Source organism: Bacillus sp. lyk4-R2A-2, from assembly GCF_030209735.1.
In the GTDB taxonomy this organism is placed as follows: domain Bacteria; phylum Bacillota; class Bacilli; order Bacillales; family Bacillaceae; genus Bacillus; species Bacillus pumilus.
This window is the reverse complement of the sequence record NZ_JARVRK010000004.1, coordinates 643,338-663,406: the sequence shown is the minus strand read 5'-3', so window position 1 is coordinate 663,406 and position 20,069 is coordinate 643,338. Positions and strand designations below refer to the sequence as shown.

Annotated in this window: 22 protein-coding genes; all 22 read right to left on the bottom strand. The window is 40.8% G+C overall.

What is annotated here, in order from left to right; translation table 11 throughout:
- Window positions 1-23: 23 nt before the first annotated feature.
- The 22 genes from fliY to topA all read right to left on the bottom strand — a co-directional run bounded on the left by fliY (window position 24) and on the right by topA (window position 20,006).
- Window positions 24-1,148: a flagellar motor switch phosphatase FliY gene (gene fliY, locus QRN39_RS06185; protein WP_050945045.1), complete on the bottom strand. Its 1,125-nt coding sequence runs from the start codon at window positions 1,146-1,148 to the stop codon at window positions 24-26.
- Window positions 1,138-2,136, bottom strand: coding sequence for a flagellar motor switch protein FliM (gene fliM / locus QRN39_RS06180; RefSeq protein ID WP_003212239.1), 999 nt, complete (start codon window positions 2,134-2,136; stop codon window positions 1,138-1,140). The genes fliY and fliM overlap by 11 nt, the downstream gene beginning before the upstream one ends.
- A 32-nt stretch (window positions 2,137-2,168) precedes the next feature.
- Window positions 2,169-2,597, bottom strand: a complete 429-nt coding sequence (gene fliL / locus QRN39_RS06175; RefSeq protein WP_003212424.1) for a flagellar basal body-associated protein FliL — start codon at window positions 2,595-2,597, stop codon at window positions 2,169-2,171.
- Window positions 2,594-2,809, bottom strand: coding sequence for a swarming motility protein SwrD (gene swrD / locus QRN39_RS06170; RefSeq protein ID WP_034620035.1), 216 nt, complete (start codon window positions 2,807-2,809; stop codon window positions 2,594-2,596). The genes fliL and swrD overlap by 4 nt, the downstream gene beginning before the upstream one ends.
- Before the next feature lie 37 nt (window positions 2,810-2,846).
- On the bottom strand, window positions 2,847-3,638 hold the full coding sequence (gene flgG / locus QRN39_RS06165) for a flagellar basal body rod protein FlgG (RefSeq protein ID WP_003211619.1): 792 nt from the start codon (window positions 3,636-3,638) through the stop codon (window positions 2,847-2,849).
- A gap of 17 nt (window positions 3,639-3,655) precedes the next feature.
- On the bottom strand, window positions 3,656-4,102 hold the full coding sequence (gene flgD / locus QRN39_RS06160) for a flagellar hook assembly protein FlgD (protein WP_044141919.1): 447 nt from the start codon (window positions 4,100-4,102) through the stop codon (window positions 3,656-3,658).
- Entirely contained in the window at window positions 4,102-5,424 is a 1,323-nt protein-coding gene (locus QRN39_RS06155; protein ID WP_003210821.1) for a flagellar hook-length control protein FliK, read from the bottom strand. The genes flgD and QRN39_RS06155 overlap by 1 nt, the downstream gene beginning before the upstream one ends.
- Entirely contained in the window at window positions 5,425-6,123 is a 699-nt protein-coding gene (locus QRN39_RS06150) for a MotE family protein (RefSeq protein ID WP_284906489.1), read from the bottom strand.
- A 12-nt stretch (window positions 6,124-6,135) separates the two neighbouring features.
- Window positions 6,136-6,579 (bottom strand): flagellar export protein FliJ, encoded by a 444-nt coding sequence (gene fliJ / locus QRN39_RS06145; RefSeq protein ID WP_034620036.1) that lies wholly within the window; start codon window positions 6,577-6,579, stop codon window positions 6,136-6,138.
- 8 nt (window positions 6,580-6,587) lie between these two features.
- Window positions 6,588-7,904 carry a flagellar protein export ATPase FliI gene (gene fliI / locus QRN39_RS06140; protein ID WP_284906488.1) on the bottom strand — a complete coding sequence of 439 codons (1,317 nt, stop codon included), beginning with the start codon at window positions 7,902-7,904 and terminating at the stop codon, window positions 6,588-6,590.
- Window positions 7,901-8,665, bottom strand: a complete 765-nt coding sequence (fliH, locus tag QRN39_RS06135; RefSeq protein ID WP_003212485.1) for a flagellar assembly protein FliH — start codon at window positions 8,663-8,665, stop codon at window positions 7,901-7,903. Before fliH ends, fliI begins: the two co-directional genes overlap by 4 nt.
- On the bottom strand, window positions 8,658-9,674 hold the full coding sequence (gene fliG / locus QRN39_RS06130) for a flagellar motor switch protein FliG (RefSeq protein ID WP_003210883.1): 1,017 nt from the start codon (window positions 9,672-9,674) through the stop codon (window positions 8,658-8,660). Before fliG ends, fliH begins: the two co-directional genes overlap by 8 nt.
- A gap of 11 nt (window positions 9,675-9,685) precedes the next feature.
- Window positions 9,686-11,278: a flagellar basal-body MS-ring/collar protein FliF gene (fliF, locus tag QRN39_RS06125; RefSeq protein ID WP_034619909.1), complete on the bottom strand. Its 1,593-nt coding sequence runs from the start codon at window positions 11,276-11,278 to the stop codon at window positions 9,686-9,688.
- Window positions 11,279-11,327: 49 nt separating this feature from the next.
- Complete coding sequence (gene fliE, locus QRN39_RS06120; RefSeq protein WP_003212183.1) at window positions 11,328-11,645, bottom strand: flagellar hook-basal body complex protein FliE; 318 nt, start codon at window positions 11,643-11,645, stop codon at window positions 11,328-11,330.
- Between the two features lie 11 nt (window positions 11,646-11,656).
- On the bottom strand, window positions 11,657-12,109 hold the full coding sequence (flgC, locus tag QRN39_RS06115) for a flagellar basal body rod protein FlgC (protein ID WP_012009953.1): 453 nt from the start codon (window positions 12,107-12,109) through the stop codon (window positions 11,657-11,659).
- A complete protein-coding gene (gene flgB, locus QRN39_RS06110) occupies window positions 12,109-12,498 on the bottom strand; it encodes a flagellar basal body rod protein FlgB (RefSeq protein WP_012009952.1) in 390 nt (129 codons plus the stop codon). The genes flgC and flgB overlap by 1 nt, the downstream gene beginning before the upstream one ends.
- 286 nt (window positions 12,499-12,784) lie before the next feature.
- Window positions 12,785-13,564, bottom strand: coding sequence for a GTP-sensing pleiotropic transcriptional regulator CodY (codY, locus tag QRN39_RS06105; protein WP_003210838.1), 780 nt, complete (start codon window positions 13,562-13,564; stop codon window positions 12,785-12,787).
- Window positions 13,565-13,598: 34 nt separating this feature from the next.
- Window positions 13,599-14,999, bottom strand: coding sequence for an HslU--HslV peptidase ATPase subunit (gene hslU, locus QRN39_RS06100; protein WP_003211907.1), 1,401 nt, complete (start codon window positions 14,997-14,999; stop codon window positions 13,599-13,601).
- 16 nt (window positions 15,000-15,015) lie between these two features.
- Window positions 15,016-15,561 carry an ATP-dependent protease subunit HslV gene (hslV, locus tag QRN39_RS06095; RefSeq protein ID WP_003211247.1) on the bottom strand — a complete coding sequence of 182 codons (546 nt, stop codon included), beginning with the start codon at window positions 15,559-15,561 and terminating at the stop codon, window positions 15,016-15,018.
- A 14-nt stretch (window positions 15,562-15,575) separates the two neighbouring features.
- Window positions 15,576-16,493: a tyrosine recombinase XerC gene (gene xerC, locus QRN39_RS06090; protein WP_003211704.1), complete on the bottom strand. Its 918-nt coding sequence runs from the start codon at window positions 16,491-16,493 to the stop codon at window positions 15,576-15,578.
- A 62-nt stretch (window positions 16,494-16,555) separates the two neighbouring features.
- Window positions 16,556-17,860, bottom strand: coding sequence for an FADH(2)-oxidizing methylenetetrahydrofolate--tRNA-(uracil(54)-C(5))-methyltransferase TrmFO (gene trmFO / locus QRN39_RS06085; protein WP_003212444.1), 1,305 nt, complete (start codon window positions 17,858-17,860; stop codon window positions 16,556-16,558).
- A gap of 70 nt (window positions 17,861-17,930) precedes the next feature.
- Window positions 17,931-20,006 (bottom strand): type I DNA topoisomerase, encoded by a 2,076-nt coding sequence (gene topA, locus QRN39_RS06080; RefSeq protein WP_003212237.1) that lies wholly within the window; start codon window positions 20,004-20,006, stop codon window positions 17,931-17,933.
- Window positions 20,007-20,069 lie beyond the last annotated feature (63 nt).

Below are 20,069 nucleotides of genomic sequence, written 5' to 3'. Positions count from 1 at the left end.
TTATTCTCTCCCTGTATGTTTGTTTATTTTAAATTAGAAAGTCTTTCTGACTGACTTAAAATATCAGTCACACGAACACCAAAGTTCTCATCAATGACAACGACTTCCCCTTTGGCGACGATTCGTTTGTTCACTAGAATGTCTACTGGCTCACCAGCAAGTTTGTCCAGTTCAATGATACTTCCTGCTGAAAGCTCAAGGACTTCTTTGACACTTCGCTGAGTTCTTCCAAGTTCCACCGTAATGGAAAGCGGAATGTCCATCAGCATATCAAGATTTCCAAGCTGGCTTGTTGTATGCTGAGGCTCACTGAACGCTTCAAATTCAACTGGTGCCACATTTACAGGTGCTGCCGGCTTTGGCTTCGCCTGTCTTTTCGGCGGAGCAGCTTGCTGCGCTGGTGCAGACTGCGTTTGAGGTGCTGCCTGCTGAGGTTCAGGTGTGCTCACTTGCGTGTCTTGAACCGGCTCTTCCTCCTGCGCTGGGTCTGTTAATTCTGCGATTAAATCTTTCGCAAATGTAATAGGATAAAGCTGCATAATATTTGAATCAATGAGCTCTCCTATTTTTAATCTGAAGGACACTTTGACAAGCATTTCTTCAGCTGGGATCCGGTCTGTTCCTTCTCCTTCTTTCACATCAAGTAATTCGACGCGAGGCGGAGAAATATCAATCTTTTTATTAAAGACCGTCGACATGGATGTCGCAGCAGAACCCATCATTTGGTTCATCGCTTCTTGCACTGCACTTAAGTGAATCTCGCTTAAAGAAGGGTCAGCATTTGTCCCGTCTCCGCCCATCATTAAGTCCGCAATGACTGCTGCATCTGTTTGCTGGACGACAAGCAGGTTACTTGCGCTGAAGCCTTCCGTATAATTCACTTCAATCGCGACATACGGATGAGGAAATTCCTCATTCAGCATACTTTTTTGAATCACTGTAACAGTTGGAGTGGTAATCTCCACTTTTTGATTTAATAGGGTTGAAAGTGCTGTAGCAGAACTGCCGAATGAAATATTTCCAATTTCTCCAATGGCATCTTGCTCCATTGCAGAAAGGATTGTTTCAGGCTCTATATCGTCATTGCTGCCTCCTTTAAGGAGCGCATCGATTTCGTCTTGTGATAATTTACTTCCGTTATTCTCCATCTTCTTCACCTCTTATGTCGTGATCTAGAATTTGAATCGCCTGTTTCCGATTCACGCGGCCGGCCTGTCCCAAGAATTTCGGTTTATTTCCGACCATAACAGTAAGAGGCGCATTTACTGGTTTGTCCAAGGCAATACAATCACCAATTTCCAAATTCAAAAACTCTTCCACCGTCATTTCCGATTCCCCTAGCTCTGCGACTACCGGTATCTTTGCCGTCATAATCCGTTTTTCAATAGCCTTTGTTTCTTGTTGTTTTGGTTCATTTCGTTCAGACTGCATCCAGTAGTGTACAGACAGCTTTGGAATAATAGGCTCTAATACAACATGAGGAATACATAGGTTAATAACCCCGCTTACCTCACCAATTTGTGTATTAAGAGAAATGACGACAACTGTTTCGTTTGGTGACACCATTTGAACAAACTGGGGATTTACCTCGAAATCTGCCATTTCAGGCTCGATGTCGGTTATGGACTGCCACGCTTCTCTGTAATTTTCCAAAGCTCCCTCAAACATGTTTGAGATAATCTTTGTTTCGATTTCTGTAAGTGATTCTGTCTTATTATGACTAATGCCTATCCCGCCCATCAGCCTGTCCATCATGGCATAGCCGATTGTCGGGTTCACTTCAAGCATAATTCTTCCTTCAAGCGGGCTGACATAAAATAAGTTTAATAATGTCATATTAGGAATCGAACGAATAAATTCTTCGTATGGTACTTGGTCAACCGAGCTGACAGTAATTTGAATATATGATCTTAGCTGAGCTGAAAAGTGTGTGGTGAGCAGTCTAGCGAAGTTATCGTGAATCCTTGTTAAACTTCGAATCTGGTCTTTCGAAAAGCGAAGTGCACGTTTAAAATCATACACCTTTACTTTTTTCGTCGTTTCTTCTTTTTTCAGCTCTTCTGCATCCATTTCGCCTGTAGATATGGCGGATAATAATGCATCGATCTCATTCTGGGAAAGCACTTCTCCTGACATTTCTTCACCTCCATCGTGTCAATTAATCGCCTCTATTGCAGATTAAAGGAGGTTATATATACTTCTTTCACCTTGCCATCTTGCAAATAGTTATTCACTTTGTTTTTAACTAGTGTTTTAAAATGTTCTCTGCCTTTTTTGCCATCAAGTTCATCTGCATTCGTGTCTGATAAAATGTCAATTACGGCGTCTTTCACTTGAAAACTTCTTTTCTCGAGCTCTTCTTTTGCTTTTTCAGAGTCTGTTTCAATATTCAATACAAGTTTGACCGCATTTCCTTCAGACTTTAAATTGGTGATAATCTCAGGAATTTCAACAGAAGCTTTTACGACTTCATCTGCTGTTGGCTCTTTTTCAGCTTTTGCTTCTTCTGAACCATTCAACAGAAAAATGATGCCTGCTCCTATTCCGCCGATGGCAATAATCATGATTAGCATTACTACGACTAATTTCTTCTTCATTCAAATTCCTCTATTCCTTGATTCAATGAAATGACTTGGATTTTTCTGTAGAAAGAAATGATTTTCTCTTGAAGCTGCTCTTCATTTTCTTTCACAACGAATTTCTTTCCATTGGCTAATGTAATGGTCGTGTCTGGAAAGCTTTCGATTTGCTCGATATGGAGAGCGTTCAGCATAAATCCTTTGCCATTCAATCTTGTCACTTCAATCATATTAAGCAGAGAAGCGATCATCCGCTCCCCCTACCTCCTATCGTTTCAGATTCACAAGCTCTTGCAGGATTTCATCAGATGTTGTGATCGTCTTTGCATTCGATTGGAATCCACGCTGCGCGATAATCATTTCGGTAAACTCGTCTGTTAAATCAACATTTGACATTTCAAGTCGACCTGTTTGAATGATGCCCGTTCCTTGTTCACCAGGAACGATAGGATTACTTGGTGCACCTGAGCTTAACGTTTGGCGGTATAGGTTCTCACCAACTTTGTCTAATCCTGCTGCGTTACTGAAAGATACGAGTGAAACCTGTCCAACATTTCTAGATACGTTGTTTTCAACAACAGATATTGTTCCATCTGGACCAACACTTACACTTGAAATGCCATCTGGAATCGTTATCTTTTGTCCATTCATTCCAAGCACGTAATTTCCGTCAGAAGTGGTTAAACTTCCCTCTGAATCCCGAGTAAAGTTCCCTGCTCTGGTATAAAGAACTTCTCCTTGTTTTTCAATACGGAAAAATCCATCTCCATTGATGTAGAAATCATAATCTCTATCCGTATTTTGAGAAGCTCCTGCTGACATGATTTTATCAATAGAAGATAAAGATGATCCTAAACCAACTTGTTTTGAGTTGATTGAACCAGAGTTGTTCGTCGGTCCACCAGAACTTGAAATGGTTTGGCTGACCATATCTTTAAAAGTGATACGGCTTTTTTTGTATCCGTGTGTATTGACGTTGGCTACGTTATTGGCTACAACATCTAATTTTGTTTGGAAGTTTTTCATTCCACTAATTCCTGAGTAAAGTGAGCGTAACATTTATTTTCCTCCTCGAATTACTTCGTTTTTTCTCCAACTGCTGTAACATCCCAAGGGCTGATTTTCGTTCCATCTTCTAAATATAGGAAGTATTCATTGTTTATGTTTTTAACAGACTTCACAGTGCCTGATATCTCTTTATCATCCAGTTTGCCCGATACTTCTTTACCAATCCAGCCTACATACGTCGTAAACGGATCTTGGTGTGCAACAAATGTAGACATGAGCTGATTCAGCTTGGTGATCGAATCGTTCATATTGGTTTGCTGTTCTAAAGATGAAAATGTTGCAAGCTGTGTGACAAACTCACGGTCATCTAGTGGGTTTGTCGGATCTTGGTTTTGAAGCTGCGTGAGCAAAATTTTCAAGAATTGATCTTTGCCGAGCGTATCTGTTTTCTTTTCTGCTTTTGAAGAAGTGTCTGTTTGTGCGACTGTTCTATTCGTAGCATCAACTGTTGCCATTAGATTTCCTCCTCTTCTTCATCTGACCCAACAAGAGCATCCAGTACATCTTGGAATTCTGCTTCCTGTTCATCAGGCTTTTGGAAATTCTGCCCTTTTGACTGTTGCTGCTTGTTTTCTTCGTTAAATTGTCCAAATAACGGCTGCTCATTTGATTGAAGCGGTATATGGAAACGGTCCACTTGAACCGACATATTCGGAAGCGCCTGCTTGAGCTGCGGAAGGTGATGCTCTAGCAGTTCTTTTGCTGCCTGTGTCGAAGCTGTAATTTTACTCGCATACATACCATTTTGCTTCGTCAGCTGAATCGTGATAAATCCGAGATTTTCTGGATTTAACCGAACTGTAAAGCGCCCACTTGAGTTGCCAAATGGCGTGAATTTCATTTGCTTCCACGTATTTAGAATTTGCTGATCAACCGTTCCCGGCTTTTCATCAGTTGTTTGTGTCTGCTGAACAGGAGCTGCTGATTGCAGTTGAAAAAACTGCTTATGACCTGGCAACAGCGTATGAGTGATTGTTTTTTCAGAAGCAGGTGCAGCAGTGCTTTGTCCTTTGACAACTTCCTTTTTGATGAGCCATTCAAGAGAGTTAGCCCCTTTTGCAGGAGTAGCAAGAGTAGATTCTTGTCTTGGAGAGACCAATTCTTTTAACTCTCCTAAAGCAATCTTCAACTCTTTGTCTGACCCTTTTGCATTTGCCATCATATGGTCGATTAACTGATTAAAGTGTTTCAGCTCACTTTGAGACATCGAATTCAGCTTTGGTGCTGAACCCTGCGAGAAAAACTGCTCTTTTACTTGCTGAATCAGTTTCTCATCTACTCCATTTTTTGAAAGAAAGTGAATGAAGTCTTGACCCTTTGCTTCAATATCTTGCACTAGCTTTGCATCAAAGCTGAGCGGCTGTTGATTGAGTAGTTGATATATGAAAAAGTGGACTTGTATGAGCTGCTCACTATGTTCAGAAGCTGACTTATCCGTTTGATCACCGTAAATGGATGATTCCATTTTTTGAAATAGCTCTTCTAGTGACTTGAGATCAGACGAATCAAGCGTTTGACCTTGAAGTGTTTGAAGCGCGCTAAGAAGGTCTCCGTTGATGCCTTCTTCAGGCGATTGCATCCATTTTTCAATGATTTGCATCGCATCATTGATGGAAAGAGTGGCACCCGCTGTCTCAGCATTCACAAGGCCGCTTTGTGCGCCTGCCCCGCTAAGTAATTGTTTAAACAACCCGCTTGCAGATGCCGCGCCGCTCCCCTTTGGTCCCGAGAGACCTTGAGACGATTGCTGTAAGGCTCCAATATCCAATAGCTTCACTTATTGTCCACCCCCATTTTCACTTTCTTTTTTAGAAAGCTCTTTCGTAAACGTAGCTGCCTTCTGAGGTGTTAGTTTTGCTAATATGTCTGTTAGTTTATTTTTGCTCAGCTCTTCGAGGATCTTCAATGCCTCTTTATCACTTAATTCTGATAAAATTTTGGCGGATTTCCCTGCGTCCATGCTTTCATAGATACTGGCAATCTTCCCTTTCGGTTTCTGGTTAGAGGCTGCTGCCCCATCAGAAGTTGTCCCTGATGCATTATTACCTGATGCATCGCTTGATGAGCTGCTATTTGATGAACTGTCATCCGCTGACTTATCATTCGCATCATTTTCAGATGTTTTTTCAAGTGAACTGATTTTTTGATTCAGTCTTTTAATCTCTTCATCACTTGTTTTTAAGTCTTTTTGTGCAATTTCAAGTTCATTCTTTTGCTCTTTAATGGTCTTTTTCAGTTCCTTCAATTCTGCATCGCTTTGATTATTATGTGAAGATGACGTTTTTGAGGTGTCATCTGAACCAACCAAACTACTGACGCCCGGAATGTTTTGGAGCGGTTTCTTCAGATCAAAACCTGCCATATAAAGGATTGTGCCAGTCACTAACACAAGCACAATCAATGGGATGATGACAATAAACAAGATCCATTGAAATTTACCGCCGCTTGATTCTTTCGTTTTTTCCTTCTTAGGCATTCATCTCGACTCCTAATGTCCTTGAAACATGAATTGGCTGATAGAGATATCATCCATTTCTTTCATTTCAATGGCCTTATGTTCAAGGGAAAACTTTTCATATTGCTTTTCTTTCATTTTTTCAAACTTTTTAAACTCGATGTTTTTTTCAGTTAAATCAGATTGTTTTTCATTCATTTGATGGCGTTTCATGATCACAAGCTGCTGATAATGCTGAATGGTGTTATCTAAATTGGTCACAAATTGCTGATAATGACGCATTTCTTGAACACTCATACCACTTCTCAGCTTTTCTTCTTTGCTTTTTTCCATTAATTCTTTTTTACTCATATTTTCATAGAGCTTTTCAGCGACTTGCTCAAATGCCGAAACGGATTGTTGGTACGCTGCGAGTGACTTGTCTTTTTCACTTTCTTTCAGTTCTAAGAGCTTTTGAAATTTGTATTGATATCTCACTGTTTTTGTCAATCCTCTCTATTCATCAAACCGAGCAATACATTCACACTGTCGTCAATAGATACAGCCTCTTCTACATCCTGCTTCAAAAATGAAATCAGATGAGGATAAGCCTGCATGGCATCATCAATGTCTTTCGAGGAGCCTTTTTTATATGCTCCAATGTTAATGAGGTCCTCAGCGTTTTGATAAGTGGATAAAAGCTGGCGGAACCGGTTGGCCGCCTCCTTGTGATCATGACTTGCGATATTGCTCATAACACGGCTGATACTTTTCAGAATATTGACAGCAGGAAATTGTCCTTTGTTGGCTAAAGCACGATCAAGTACAATGTGGCCATCTAAGATTCCCCTGACTGTATCAGCGATTGGCTCATTCATATCGTCACCATCAACAAGCACTGTGTAAAACGCTGTGATAGAACCAAGCTGATTCGTTCCAGTTCGTTCAAGTAATTTTGGCAGTATAGCGAACACCGAAGGCGTATATCCTTTTGTCGTTGGCGGTTCACCAGTTGCAAGACCGATTTCCCTTTGCGCCATAGCGACCCGTGTAACAGAGTCCATCATGAACATGACATTTTTGCCTCTGTCTCTAAAATATTCTGCAATAGCTGTTGCTGTATAAGCAGCCTTCATTCTCGTCAGTGCAGGCTGGTCCGAAGTTGCGACGACAACAATCGATCGCTTTAGTCCCTCGGTACCTAAATCCTTTTCAATAAACTCACGAACTTCCCGGCCACGCTCTCCAACAAGGGCAATGACATTGAGGTCTGCTTCTGTCTGCTTAGCAATCATCCCCATTAAGGTGCTTTTTCCAACACCACTTCCGGCAAAAATACCGATCCGCTGACCAGTGCCGACTGTAAGCAGACTGTCGATCACTCTGACACCAACGCCCATTTTTTCACGAATAGGCGGTCTGTCCATCGGGTTTGGAGGTGACTGATCTGTCGAAACAGGTGCAAGTCCCTTTGGAAGCATACTGCCGTCCAGCGGTTCACCGAAGGCATCAACAACTTCGCCAATTAACCCAGTCCCAACTTTGACCTTCAGCGACTCACCTGTCGCTTCAACTAGACTTCCTGGTGAAATATTGGATGCTTCTACATAAGGCATGAGCAGAATATGTTCATCTCTAAACCCTACGACCTCTGCTTTTATTGGATCGTGCTTACGCCCCTTTTTATGAATGAGACACACGTCTCCGATAGAACTTTCCGGCCCCTTAGATTCAATCATCAGTCCAACAACTCGATTGACTTTACCAAATCGTTTATAAGGATCTGCGGTTTCAATCGTTTCTTTTAACACATCGATGTTCATTTGTGATCACCTGAATCAATGACTTCTAGTAGCTTTTCTTTCAACTGATTCATTTGTGTATCAACACTCGCTTCCACTTTTCCAAAGCTTGTTTCTACGTAACAAGTCCCTTTTGGCGCTTTTTCATCCGAGTAAATGGCAAGGTGTGTATCCTTTTGAAGGATTCTGATTAATTCGTCTTTATACTCCATCACATGATCGTAATGTTCAGGGTCAACATAGATGGAAATATCGTCATATTCTTTCACTTCAGAAATGACCTGCTTCACGAGAGCCAAAAATTGATCTTTCGTGTCCTCAGCCGAGTACCAAACACGTTTGGCGAGTTCAAAAGCCAGTTCCACAATTTTTTCTGCGGAGCTTTCAATTTTTTCTTCGTAATCCTGCTTGGCAAGACTGACAATGTCATTTGCTTGATCAAGAATTGATCGGTACTGACTCATCGCATCTGCTTCACCCTTTTGGAAGCCATCTTGATAACCTGCTTGTTTCGCTTCTTCAATAAGCTGCATTCTTTCTTCTTCAAAATCAGCGCGGCGCTGATTGATTTCAGCCATTGTTTTTTCAAGCTCACTATTTGCTTGTTCTACTATACGGCTTGCTTGATCTTCAGCATCACTTAGTACAAGCTGCGACACTTCTGTTTCATTGACAAGCTCTTCTTCATGATGTTCTTTTTTGAACTCCACTTGCTGCAAAGGAATCGTTTGCCGGCCTTGCTCAGGAATAACAGATGTTTCATGTTTGATAATCCTAGACAATGATATCGTCTCCTCCGCCTCGAGCTATGACGATTTCTCCAGCTTCCTCGAGTCGTCTTACGATGCTGACAATACGGGTTTGTGCTTCCTCGACATCTCTAAGCCGGACAGGTCCCATAAACTCCATTTCTTCTTTGAACGTTTCGACCATTCTCTGTGACATGTTGCGGAAGACAATTTCTTTGACCTCTTCGCTTGCCACTTTGAGTGCAAGCAATAAGTCATCATTTTCAACATCTCTGATCACGCGCTGAATCGCTCTGCTGTCAAGAGTGACAATATCCTCAAAGACAAACATACGTTTCTTAATTTCATCAGCAAGCTCAGGATCTTGAATTTCAAGAGTGTCTAAAATGGTCTTCTCGGTCGCACGGTCTACACCATTTAGTACTTCTACAACCGCTTCGACTCCGCCCGTTTGCGTATAGTCTTGCGTAAAGGTTGAAGAAAGTTTTTGTTCAAGAATGCGTTCCACTTCATTGATGATCTCTGGAGATGTGCGATCCATTAAAGCAATACGTCTCGCAACCTCTGTTTGTACTTCCTCACCTAATTCAGATAAAATCTGCCCTGCTTGAACTGGATCTAAGTAGGAAAGGATGAGCGCAATGGTTTGTGGATGCTCATGCTGGATAAAGTTTAAGATTTGTTCTGGGTCAGCCTTTCGAGCAAAATCAAACGGTTTCACTTGAAGTGAGGATGTTAATCGGTTTAAGATACTATCCGCTTTGTCCTCACCAAGCGCTTTTTCAAGCACTTGTCTTGCGTACATAAGACCGCCTTGTGATATGTAGTCCTGCGCGATGGCGATGCTGTGAAATTCTTCAATGATTTCATCTTTTTTAGCAGTATCTACACTTCGTACATTGGAAATTTCCAGTGTTAATTTTTCTATTTCGTCTTCAGACAGATGTTTGTATACAGATGCTGACACCTCTAGCCCTAAGGAAATCATTAGGATTGCTGCTTTTTGTCTGCCTGTTAGTCGATTTGAATCTTTTCTCGACATGTGTATTCCTCCTAATCCTCGGACAGCCAGCTGCGTAGCAATTTAGCAAAGTCTTCTGGTTTATCTTTTGCCATTTTTTCAAGCTGATTTTTCCTCACCATTTCTTCTGTTTCTGGTTCAGTGTCGATATCAGGAACATGAATTGGTGTATGTTCATCAAACTCAAACTCTTCTTCCTCTTCTTTTCTGCGTTTACGCACAAGAAGAATAATGAGAGCGATAATTGCAAGTAGTAGCACACCGCCTACAATATAAACCCAAATTGGAATATTGTTTGATGGGTTTTCTGCTGCAGTTTGCTGTTTACCGTCTAATTTTGATACAGATAAAACAATTTTGTTATCTAAGTCCGCTTGAGTGAGCGCTTGACCATTTGTGTATTCTTTATCAATTGACGTGCTAATGATCGTTGAAAGAATCTTTTTAATATCATCTTGTCTTTCAGCTGTTAAAGAGTTCACATCGTTTGCAGTTGGTGGTTCGACCAATGCTTGAATGCCAACATCTCTAATTTTATAAGGGCTCTCTTTGATATCTTTATGAATGCGGTTGACTTCATAGTTGATACGATCTTCGCTCTTTTCGTAATCTCCGCTACCATTCGCTCCATCGGCGCCTTGATAGTTTGTGACATCATCGTCGCCTGTTCCAGCGGTTCCACCAGCTGCTGCACCATTTCCTGAATAAGTTTCAGCAATCTTTTCAGCGCTGACAGCGATGCCTTGCATGTTTTCTTTATCAACTGGTTCTACAAGGTCTTCTTTTCTTTTCTCTTCAGTAAAATCAATGTCTGTTGTGACCGATACAGCGACTTTTTCTTGACCCATCATTGTTCCGAGCAGCTGTTGAATTTTTCTTTGAAGGTTCTTTTCGATTTCTTCTTTTTTCTGCTGCTGTGCATCCATTCCACTTGCATAGGAATCGGAACTGCTGTTTAAGTCGTAGTAGTTGGAATCTTGGTCCATAATGACAATGTTTTCTGTCTTTAAATTCGGTACACTTTTTGAAATAAGATGATAAAGGCCTTTTACTTGCTGCGGCGCGAGCGTGTAGCCACGTTCAACTTGCAGCACAATGGATGCTGATGCATTACTTTGCTCTTCTCCAACAAAAACGGAATCTTTTGGCAGGTTAATCATAACTTTTGAATCTTTGATCCCATCAATCGTGTTGATTAGATTGGATAGTTCTGTCTGAGTTGCGTCTACTTTCAGAACATCAAATTCATTATCTGTTAAACCGAAGCCGGAATTATTCGCAAAGAAGGAGTAATCAATATTCCCTGTCTTAGGGAGACCCTCAGATGCGAGTGTTACTTTTAAAGAGTCGGCCTGCTTTTCTGGAACGAGAATCGTTGTTCCATTATTCGCAAGTTCCGATTTAACGTTTTTGCCATCTAGTTCCTGTTTGATTTGCCCAGCTTCTGCCTCAGACAAATCTCTAAACAATGGAACCATTTTTTCAGAAGAAGCAAAGATGCTAACAACCGTAATAATGATTGCTAGGGCAGCAACGCCGCCAATCATAAGTATTTTTTGTAATTTTGATCGATTTCGCCAAAACTCAACTGTTTTTGTTCTTAATTGCATTAAAGTACGATTCATCTTAACCCCCGGTCATTCCATTCAGTCTTTTTTTGTCCGTCAGCACCTCCTACATCTGCATTCTCATAATCTCTTGGTACGCTTCGACCGCTTTATTTCGAAACTCCGTTGCAGCTGTGAGTGTCACACTCGCTTTTTGCGAGGCAATCATGACTTCATCGAGATTGACATCTTTTCCTTGTGCAAGTGCATTTGTATACTGGTCTGATTTAAGCTGTGATTGATTTAATGCCTCAATGGAATTCTTCAGCACATCAGAGAAATTCGTTTGACTTTTAGGTGCAGCCGCATGAACGGACGATGCATTTGTCAATTCACTTGCTTGCTGAGCAGCTTGAAGCTGGAAAGGAGATATTGCGTTAACCAATTCTTTTCACCTTACTTTCCTATTTCTAAAGCTTTCATCAACATGCTTTTATTCGCATTTAGCGCGGTCACGTTTGCTTCATATGACCTTGAGCTGCTGATGAGGTCAACCATTTCCTTTAATGGATCAACATTAGGTGTTTGAACATATCCATTTTCATTGGCATCGGGATTTGTAGGATCATATTGAAGGTTGAATGGAGTTTCGTCTTCTGTAATCTTCGTTGCTTTCACGCCGTTTCCTAATTTACCGCTCGAATTCATGCTTGAGTTTAATATAGATGAAAACGATTCACCTGACGGCTGTAATGTGACGAGCTTACGTCTATAAGGCTCCCAGTTGCCATCAACCTGTTTCGCTCTTGTTGTATCCATATTTGCAAGGTTAGAGGATACAACGTCCATTCTGAGCCTCTGTGCTGTTAATGCAGAGGCCGAAGCGTTAACGCCTGAAAAAATTGACATCACTTACCTCCTGTCAAAACTGTTTTAAGAGAATTGAATTTTCCACTCATTCTTTCAACCAACGCATTATACTGAATTTGGTTTTTAGCGAGTTCACTCATCTCTTGATCAATATCGACATTATTTCCGTTTTCTTGATATGAAGTACGGTTGCTCGAAACAACTGAATAATTAGACCCTGTTTTAGAAAAATCAATGTGACCTTGGTATGTTTTTTTAGCATCTAACTTGATCGACGCATCGTTTAGCATATCATGAAATGCGACGTTTTTCGACTTGTAGTTCGGTGTGTCTATATTCGCGATATTATTGCTTATGACTTTTTGCTTAACATTCGCTCTGCCCAAGGCATTCTCAAGGTTGCTTATCGTTCCAGAAAATATATCCAAAACCATATACCTCCAATCATATGTATTTCATTCCATTTAATCATGTCGAGATTTGTAAAACCATATGTTCATTGTAAGAAATAATAGGATTAAAGTCTATGATGTATATGTAAAAAAAACTCGTAATATATATCTATTTTACGAATAGGTATAAAGACCTAGATTCAAAGAACTAAGAATTGTAAGGGTTTTCTTGGAAAAAAGAATGTCATTTTTCGGACAAATCCTCTTTTTTTATAAAAAAAAACCCTTTTCAGCTTGTATTTCTGCTGAAAAGGGTTTTTGATTAATGAGATTTTAAATTTTCAAGTTCAATTAAAAATTTGTTGTTTAACACTTTGATATACGTTCCCTTCATTCCAAGAGAACGAGATTCGATGACGCCTGCACTTTCTAACTTACGTAAGGCGTTCACGATTACTGAACGAGTGATTCCTACACGGTCAGCAATTTTACTTGCCACTAGAAGCCCTTCGTTGCCATCAAGTTCTTCAAAGATGTGCTCAATGGCTTCAAGCTCACTATATGAAAGAGAACTAATCGCCATTTGGACAACAGCTTTACTTCTTGCTTCTTCTTCGATTTCCTCTGATTTCTCACGAAGGATCTCCATTCCAACAACTGTTGCACCGTATTCAGCAAGAATTAAATCATCATCTTTGAATGTATCTTGCAAACGAGACAGGATTAACGTCCCTAAACGATCTCCTCCTCCGATAATTGGAACAATGGTTGTCAAACCTGATTCAAATAAATCACGGTTCTCAATCGGGAAAGCTGTATACTCACTGTTAATGTCAAGATTTGAAGATGTTTCAGGGATGTTAAATAGACTCTTTGTATATTCTTCAGGGAACTGACGGTCTTCAAGCATTTTTTTCATACGCGGATTTTCAATCTGCTGGTTGATCGAGTAGCCTAGAAGCTTCCCTCTTCTGCTTAATACGAAAATGTTTGAATCAATGACATCTCTCAACGTTTCTGCCATTTCCTTAAAATTAACTGGTTTCCCCGCTGCATCTTGCAGCATTGAGTTAATAATCCTTGTTTTTTGTAGTAACGCCATATTAATGATCCTCCTAGATTACTTTATTCATTTGTTAAAGTATAAATTGACTTAAGTCTTTGTTATTCGCAATCTTTCCCAGCTTCTCTTCTACATACTGAGGAGTAATGGTCACTGTCCCTAGTGTAATATCAGGCGCCTCAAATGAAAGCTCTTCAAGCAGCTTTTCAAGTATGGTATGAAGCCTTCTTGCACCGATGTTATCTGTCTCCTGATTGACATGATAAGCCACTTCGGCAATCTTATGAATAGCATCGTCAGAAAATTCAAGAGATATACCTTCTGTTTCAAGTAAAGCTTTATATTGCTTTAATAATGCATTATCTGGTTCCGTTAAGATTTTCACAAAGTCTTCGATACTTAATTTATCTAATTCTACACGAATTGGGAAGCGCCCTTGAAGCTCTGGAATCAAATCTGATGGTTTTGCCATATGAAATGCACCTGCTGCTACAAAAAGCACATGGTCTGTTTTCACTGCCCCATATTTCGTCATCACAGTTGAACCTTCTACAATCGGTAAAATATCACGTTGAACCCCTTCACGAGAAACATCTGCAGATGATGCACCACCGCTTTTAGCGATTTTATCGATTTCGTCGATAAAAATAATTCCTTGCTGCTCTGCTTTATAGACAGCTTCTTGACTGACTTCATCCATGTCAATCAGTTTTGAAGCTTCCTCAGCTGTTAACGCCTTTCTTGCTTCTCTGACGGTCAGCTTTCTGCGTTTTTTCTTTTTAGGCATGAGATTGCCGAGCGCATCCTGCATGTTCATGCCCATTTGCTCCATACCCGAGCCCTGAAGCATATCAAACATGGATGGCTGCTGCTCTTCGACTTCGATCGTGACGTAATGATCTTCAAGTTCGCCCATAGCCAGTTGATGAGCGATTCGCTTTCTTGTCGATTCAAGTTCAACTTCTTCACTTGATTGATCTCGATCACGGTCATCTTCATCAGAACCACCAAACAGCATCTCAAAAGGATTTTTCACAGACTGGCTTTTTTTCTTGCCAGGAACAAGTAAATGAACAAGACGTTTATTTGCTTGTTTTTCTGCTTCTTCTTGAACGTCTTTCATCTTTTCTTCTTTGACAATTCGGATCGCTGTCTCAACTAGATCTCTGACCATCGATTCTACATCACGGCCGACGTAACCAACTTCAGTAAACTTCGTCGCTTCCACTTTAATAAAAGGCGCACCAGAAATTTTTGCAATTCTGCGGGCAATCTCTGTTTTCCCCACACCTGTTGGGCCGATCATTAAAATGTTTTTCGGAACGACTTCATCCTTTAGCTTATCATGTAAAAGGCTTCTTCTGTAACGGTTTCTTAAAGCCACCGCCACTGCTTTTTTCGCATCAAGCTGACCAATAATGTATTGATCAAGCTTTTCAACTATCTCTCTTGGGGTGAACGGCTTTTTCTCCATACGTCTCATGTCCTTTCTATTCAAGCTCTTCTAAAGTGATTTGATCGTTCGTGTAGACACAGATTTCTCCAGCGGTTTCAAGAGCTGCCTTTGCAATATCTCTTGCTGTGAGATGATCACCTGCATGTGTTTTGAGTGCTCTCCCGGCGCTAAGCGCATAATTGCCGCCTGAGCCGATGGCCAAAATACCGTCATCTGGTTCGATGACCTCTCCTGTCCCAGAGACAAGCAGGATGCTGTCTTTGTTCATAACGATCAGCATGGCCTCAAGCTGTCTAAGCATCTTGTCACTACGCCATTCTTTTGCTAGTTCTACGGCTGCCCGCTTTAAGTTACCACCATATTCTTCAAGCTTCGTTTCAAACTTTTCAAAGAGTGTAAATGCATCTGCTACTGAACCTGCAAAACCTGCAAGCACCTTGCCTCCGAAAAGACGGCGCACTTTTTTTGCTGTGTGTTTCATCACCACAGCCTGCCCGAAAGTGACTTGACCGTCTCCAGCCATCGCACTTTTTCCTTTGTGTTGAACGGCAAAGATGGTTGTTGCATGAAATGATGACATGAAAAAACCTCCTTTTAGGATCGTTTAAAAGCCCTTGGGTGATGAGACATGTACGTTTTCCTTAAAGAATCTTTTGATACATGCGTGTACACCTGAGTTGATGATAAATTCGAATGACCAAGAAGTTCTTGAACACTTCTCAAATCTGCCCCCTCATTTAAGAGGTGTGTGGCAAAGGTGTGCCTTAACATGTGAGGATGGATATGTAATGTGCCTGACGCCTTTTTCATTAGTTCAGTGAGAATGAATCGAACGCCTCTGTCTGTAAGAGGCGCCCCGCGCTGATTCAAAAACACATATGCATCAGCACGATCATTCCCCTTCGCTTTCAGCTTTAGCCTTCCATCCTCTAAATAAGTGATGAGCGCTTCATGAGCATATGAACCAAAAGGAACATACCGCTGCTTGCTGCCTTTTCCATGAACAAGCACTGTATCCATCGATAAATCAAGATCAGATTCTTTTAATGAACATAACTCACTGACCCTCATACCTGTTGCATAAAGAAGTTCTAAAATCGCTTGGTTTCTTTGCCCAAGCGGTGTGCTGACATCAGAAACTGTAAAAAGCTCTTTTAGTTCCTCTTCATACAAAAATGAAGGAATTCGCTTATCCTGCTTTGGTAAGCTAACGAGTAAAAAAGGATTTTCTTTCACAAGCTGTTCTCTTAATAGAAATTTATAAAAGCTGCGAAGCGCAGAGACTTTCTTACTAATCGTTCTTCTTGTCAGGCCTTTTTCATAAGCTTCTGTTAAATAAATTCTCGTATCTTGATAGGATACCTCTTCAAAACCGTCTATTCCTTGAACGTTCATAAATCTGACAAACTCTTCAATCGCTTCTGTATATCCTGAGATGGTTAAAGCAGAATAGTTTTTTTCAATTTGCAGATATTCAATGAATAAGTGGACAAGACGCTGTTTATTCGTCATTTTTACACCTCTTTAAGGCTTTTAAATGGTATCACATATCTTGCTTTCCGTGCAATGATTTACTACAGAGATTTCGAAATAGTTTGAATAGTTTCGATTGCGCGCTTAGCGTACTCCGCATAACGCTCTTGTTTGTTTTTAATGCGAACACCAAGATCTTTCAACAAACCAAAATTCGCATTCATTGGCTGGAAGCTTTTCTTGTTTGTCGATGTGATGTAATAAGCCATGCTGCCGATCGCTGTTTCCTCCGGAAGTGTCACAAGCTCTTCTCCTTTGACAAAACGAGCGGCGTTAATTCCAGCCACTAGTCCGGAAGCTGCGGACTCGACATAGCCTTCAACGCCTGTCATTTGTCCGGCAAAGAATAGATCTTCTCTATTTTTAAACTGATACGTTGGTTTTAAAAGACTTGGTGAGTTAATGAATGTATTGCGGTGCATCACGCCATAACGAACAATCTCTGCTTCTTCAAGACCTGGAATCAAGCGGAATACTTCCTTTTGGTCGCCCCACTTCAGATGTGTCTGGAAGCCGACGATGTTATATAAAGTGCCTGCTGCATCATCTTGTCTTAATTGAACAACAGCATAAGGTCTTTTTCCTGTTTTCGGATCTTCAAGTCCTACTGGCTTCATCGGACCAAACAACATCGTTTTCTTTCCTCTTTTCGCCATGACTTCAATTGGCATACAGCCTTCAAAGAAGATTTCTTTTTCGAACTCTTTTAATGGCACAGTTTCAGCAGAAATAAGCGCGTCGTAAAAACGATCGAATTCTTCTTCTGTCATTGGACAGTTTAAATAAGCAGCTTCTCCTTTGTCATAACGTGATTTCAAGTACACCTTATCCATATCAATGCTATCTTTCTCTAGGATAGGAGCCGCTGCATCGTAGAAGTACAGATATTCTTCACCAGTTAACGATTTTAATTCTTTTGAAAGTGCTTCAGATGTAAGTGGGCCTGTCGCAATAATTGTTGGACCTTCTGGAATGCTTTGCACTTCTTCTTGAAAAACTGTCACATTCGGGTGATTTTTTACGCGATCAGTAACGTTTGCTGCAAATTCATGACGATCTACTGCAAGCGCTCCGCCAGCAGGAACTGAGCTTTCATCTGCAGCTGCGATAATCGCTGAATCTAAATGACGCATTTCTTCCTTTAATACACCGACCGCATTTGTCAAAGCGTTGGCACGCAGTGAATTGCTGCATACAAGCTCTGCAAATTTATCTGTGTGGTGAGCTGGCGTTTGTTTGACAGGTCTCATTTCATACAAGTTGACTTTAATTCCGCGTTTAGCAATTTGCCATGCCGCTTCACTTCCAGCTAAACCTGCTCCGATCACATTTACAAATTGACTCATTGTACAACTCTCCTATTTCGTAAGTTCTGTTTGATGACATAAAAAAGCAGGTGAACAAGGCTGCTCACCGCTATTTTTGTTGTTCCTCTTTATAATCACAGTTCACACATTGAACTTGCATGCCTTTTTTCAGCTTTTTCTCTACAAGCATATTTTCGCATTTTGGACACTTTCTTTCAATCGGTTTGTCCCAAGAGACGAATTCACACTCTGGAAAACGATCACAGCCATAAAAAATGCGGCGCTTCTTAGATTTTCGTTCAACAATGTTTCCTTCATGACATGTCGGGCATTTCACACCAATATCTTTCACAATTGGTTTTGTGTTACGGCAGTCAGGAAAGTTAGAGCAAGCCATGAACTTACCGTATCGACCCATTTTGTACACCATCGGATGTCCACACTCTTCACAGTCAACTCCGGCGTATTCAGGCTCAATCTCAACTTCTTGCATTTCTGCTTCCGCTTTTTCGACCCGTTTTGCAAAGTCTTGATAGAAGCTGTCGATAATACGAACCCATTCGATCGTACCTTCTTCAACGCTATCAAGTTCTTTTTCCATTTTCGCTGTGAATTCCACGTTAATGATTTCAGGGAAGAATTCAATGATTAAGTTGAGAACAATTTCCCCAAGCTCTGTTGGGATAAACCGTTTATTATCAAGTGCGACATAGCCGCGCTTTTGAATCGTATCTAATGTTGGTGCATACGTAGACGGACGGCCTATACCTAGCTCTTCAAGCGTTTTGACAAGTCTTGCCTCAGTGTAGCGCGGAGGCGGCTGCGTGAAGTGCTGTTCAGGTTCGATATCTTTTGAAAGAACCGTATCACCTTCTTTAAGATCAGGCAGCATTTTGTCCTTTTCTTCTAACTGGTCGTCTTTCCCTTCTACATATACCTTCATGAATCCAGGGAATTTCACTTTGCTTCCGTTAGCACGGAATGTAAGCCCGTTATTATCAAGGTCCACACTCATTGTATCAAGAACAGCCGGCGCCATTTGGCTTGCGACGAATCGTTCCCAAATCAATTTATACAGACGAAGTTGATCTCGGCTTAAAACATGTTTGACATCTGCTGGTTTTCTTAGCGTAGATGTCGGTCTGATGGCTTCGTGAGCATCTTGTGCATTTTCATTCTTTTTAGCAGTTCGTTTTGTTGTATTTAAGAAATTCTTACCGTACGTCTGATCAATGAAAGCAGATACTTCTTCAATCGCCGTATTGGAAATACGTGTTGAGTCCGTTCTCATGTATGTAATGAGTCCGACTGTACCTTCTTTACCAAGATCAATTCCTTCATATAATTGCTGTGCAATCATCATCGTCTTTTTCGCACGGAAGTTTAATTTTCTCGCAGCTTCCTGCTGTAAAGTAGATGTTGTAAACGGAACAGCAGGGTTGCGTTTACGCTCTTTTTTCGTCACTTTCTCTACAGAGAATTTGCTCCCTTTTAGTTTCGAAAGGATTTCTTTTACATCTTCTTTTGTTTTCAGTGGATGCTTTTTGCCATTGACACCAAAGAAGCTCGCTTCGAAGCTTTCTTTTCCTTTTAGGAATGTACCGTCAATTGTCCAGTATTCTTCTGGTTTAAATTCATTAATTTCATTCTCGCGATCAATAATCAGGCGGAGTGCAACTGATTGAACACGACCAGCACTTAAGCCCTTTTTCACTTTCTTCCATAAAATCGGACTAATTTTATACCCAACGAGACGATCTAAGATCCGTCTTGCCTGCTGTGCATCAACTAAATCCATATTGATCATGCGTGGATGCTTAAAGGAATCTTTAATAGCATCTTTTGTAATCTCGTTAAAGACAACGCGGCAGTCAGAAGAGAGGTCAAGGTCAAGACTATGCGCTAAATGCCAAGCAATCGCTTCTCCCTCTCTATCGGGGTCAGCTGCGAGATAGACTTTCTTTACTTTTTTCGCAGCTGTTTTTAATTCTTTTAATACGGGGCCTTTCCCGCGAATTGTAATATACCTCGGTTCGAAGTCATGCTCAGTGTCAACACCAAGCTGACTTTTCGGTAAATCTCTTATGTGCCCCATTGAAGCCTTTACTTTATACTTTTTACCTAAATAACGCTCAATCGTTTTCGCCTTGGCTGGCGACTCAACGATGACTAAATAATCAGCCATACTCAAAATCCCCCTTAAGAGGTGTTCTCTCTTTATACATTTCACAATTCATATTTATGTTAA

What these genes read in the sequence shown, in the direction of transcription:
- fliY (WP_050945045.1), bottom strand. Translation starts at nt 1,148, where the DNA reads ATGGAGAATAACGGAAGTAAATTATCACAAGACGAAATCGATGCGCTC.
- fliM (WP_003212239.1), bottom strand. Translation starts at nt 2,136, where the DNA reads ATGTCAGGAGAAGTGCTTTCCCAGAATGAGATCGATGCATTATTATCC.
- fliL (WP_003212424.1), bottom strand. Translation starts at nt 2,597, where the DNA reads ATGAAGAAGAAATTAGTCGTAGTAATGCTAATCATGATTATTGCCATC.
- swrD (WP_034620035.1), bottom strand. Translation starts at nt 2,809, where the DNA reads ATGATTGAAGTGACAAGATTGAATGGCAAAGGATTTATGCTGAACGCT.
- flgG (WP_003211619.1), bottom strand. Translation starts at nt 3,638, where the DNA reads ATGTTACGCTCACTTTACTCAGGAATTAGTGGAATGAAAAACTTCCAA.
- flgD (WP_044141919.1), bottom strand. Translation starts at nt 4,102, where the DNA reads ATGGCAACAGTTGATGCTACGAATAGAACAGTCGCACAAACAGACACT.
- QRN39_RS06150 (WP_284906489.1), bottom strand. Translation starts at nt 6,123, where the DNA reads ATGCCTAAGAAGGAAAAAACGAAAGAATCAAGCGGCGGTAAATTTCAA.
- fliI (WP_284906488.1), bottom strand. Translation starts at nt 7,904, where the DNA reads ATGAACATCGATGTGTTAAAAGAAACGATTGAAACCGCAGATCCTTAT.
- fliG (WP_003210883.1), bottom strand. Translation starts at nt 9,674, where the DNA reads ATGTCGAGAAAAGATTCAAATCGACTAACAGGCAGACAAAAAGCAGCA.
- fliF (WP_034619909.1), bottom strand. Translation starts at nt 11,278, where the DNA reads ATGAATCGTACTTTAATGCAATTAAGAACAAAAACAGTTGAGTTTTGG.
- flgC (WP_012009953.1), bottom strand. Translation starts at nt 12,109, where the DNA reads ATGTCAATTTTTTCAGGCGTTAACGCTTCGGCCTCTGCATTAACAGCA.
- codY (WP_003210838.1), bottom strand. Translation starts at nt 13,564, where the DNA reads ATGGCGTTACTACAAAAAACAAGGATTATTAACTCAATGCTGCAAGAT.
- hslU (WP_003211907.1), bottom strand. Translation starts at nt 14,999, where the DNA reads ATGGAGAAAAAGCCGTTCACCCCAAGAGAGATAGTTGAAAAGCTTGAT.
- hslV (WP_003211247.1), bottom strand. Translation starts at nt 15,561, where the DNA reads ATGTCATCATTTCATGCAACAACCATCTTTGCCGTTCAACACAAAGGA.
- xerC (WP_003211704.1), bottom strand. Translation starts at nt 16,493, where the DNA reads ATGACGAATAAACAGCGTCTTGTCCACTTATTCATTGAATATCTGCAA.
- trmFO (WP_003212444.1), bottom strand. Translation starts at nt 17,860, where the DNA reads ATGAGTCAATTTGTAAATGTGATCGGAGCAGGTTTAGCTGGAAGTGAA.
- topA (WP_003212237.1), bottom strand. Translation starts at nt 20,006, where the DNA reads ATGGCTGATTATTTAGTCATCGTTGAGTCGCCAGCCAAGGCGAAAACG.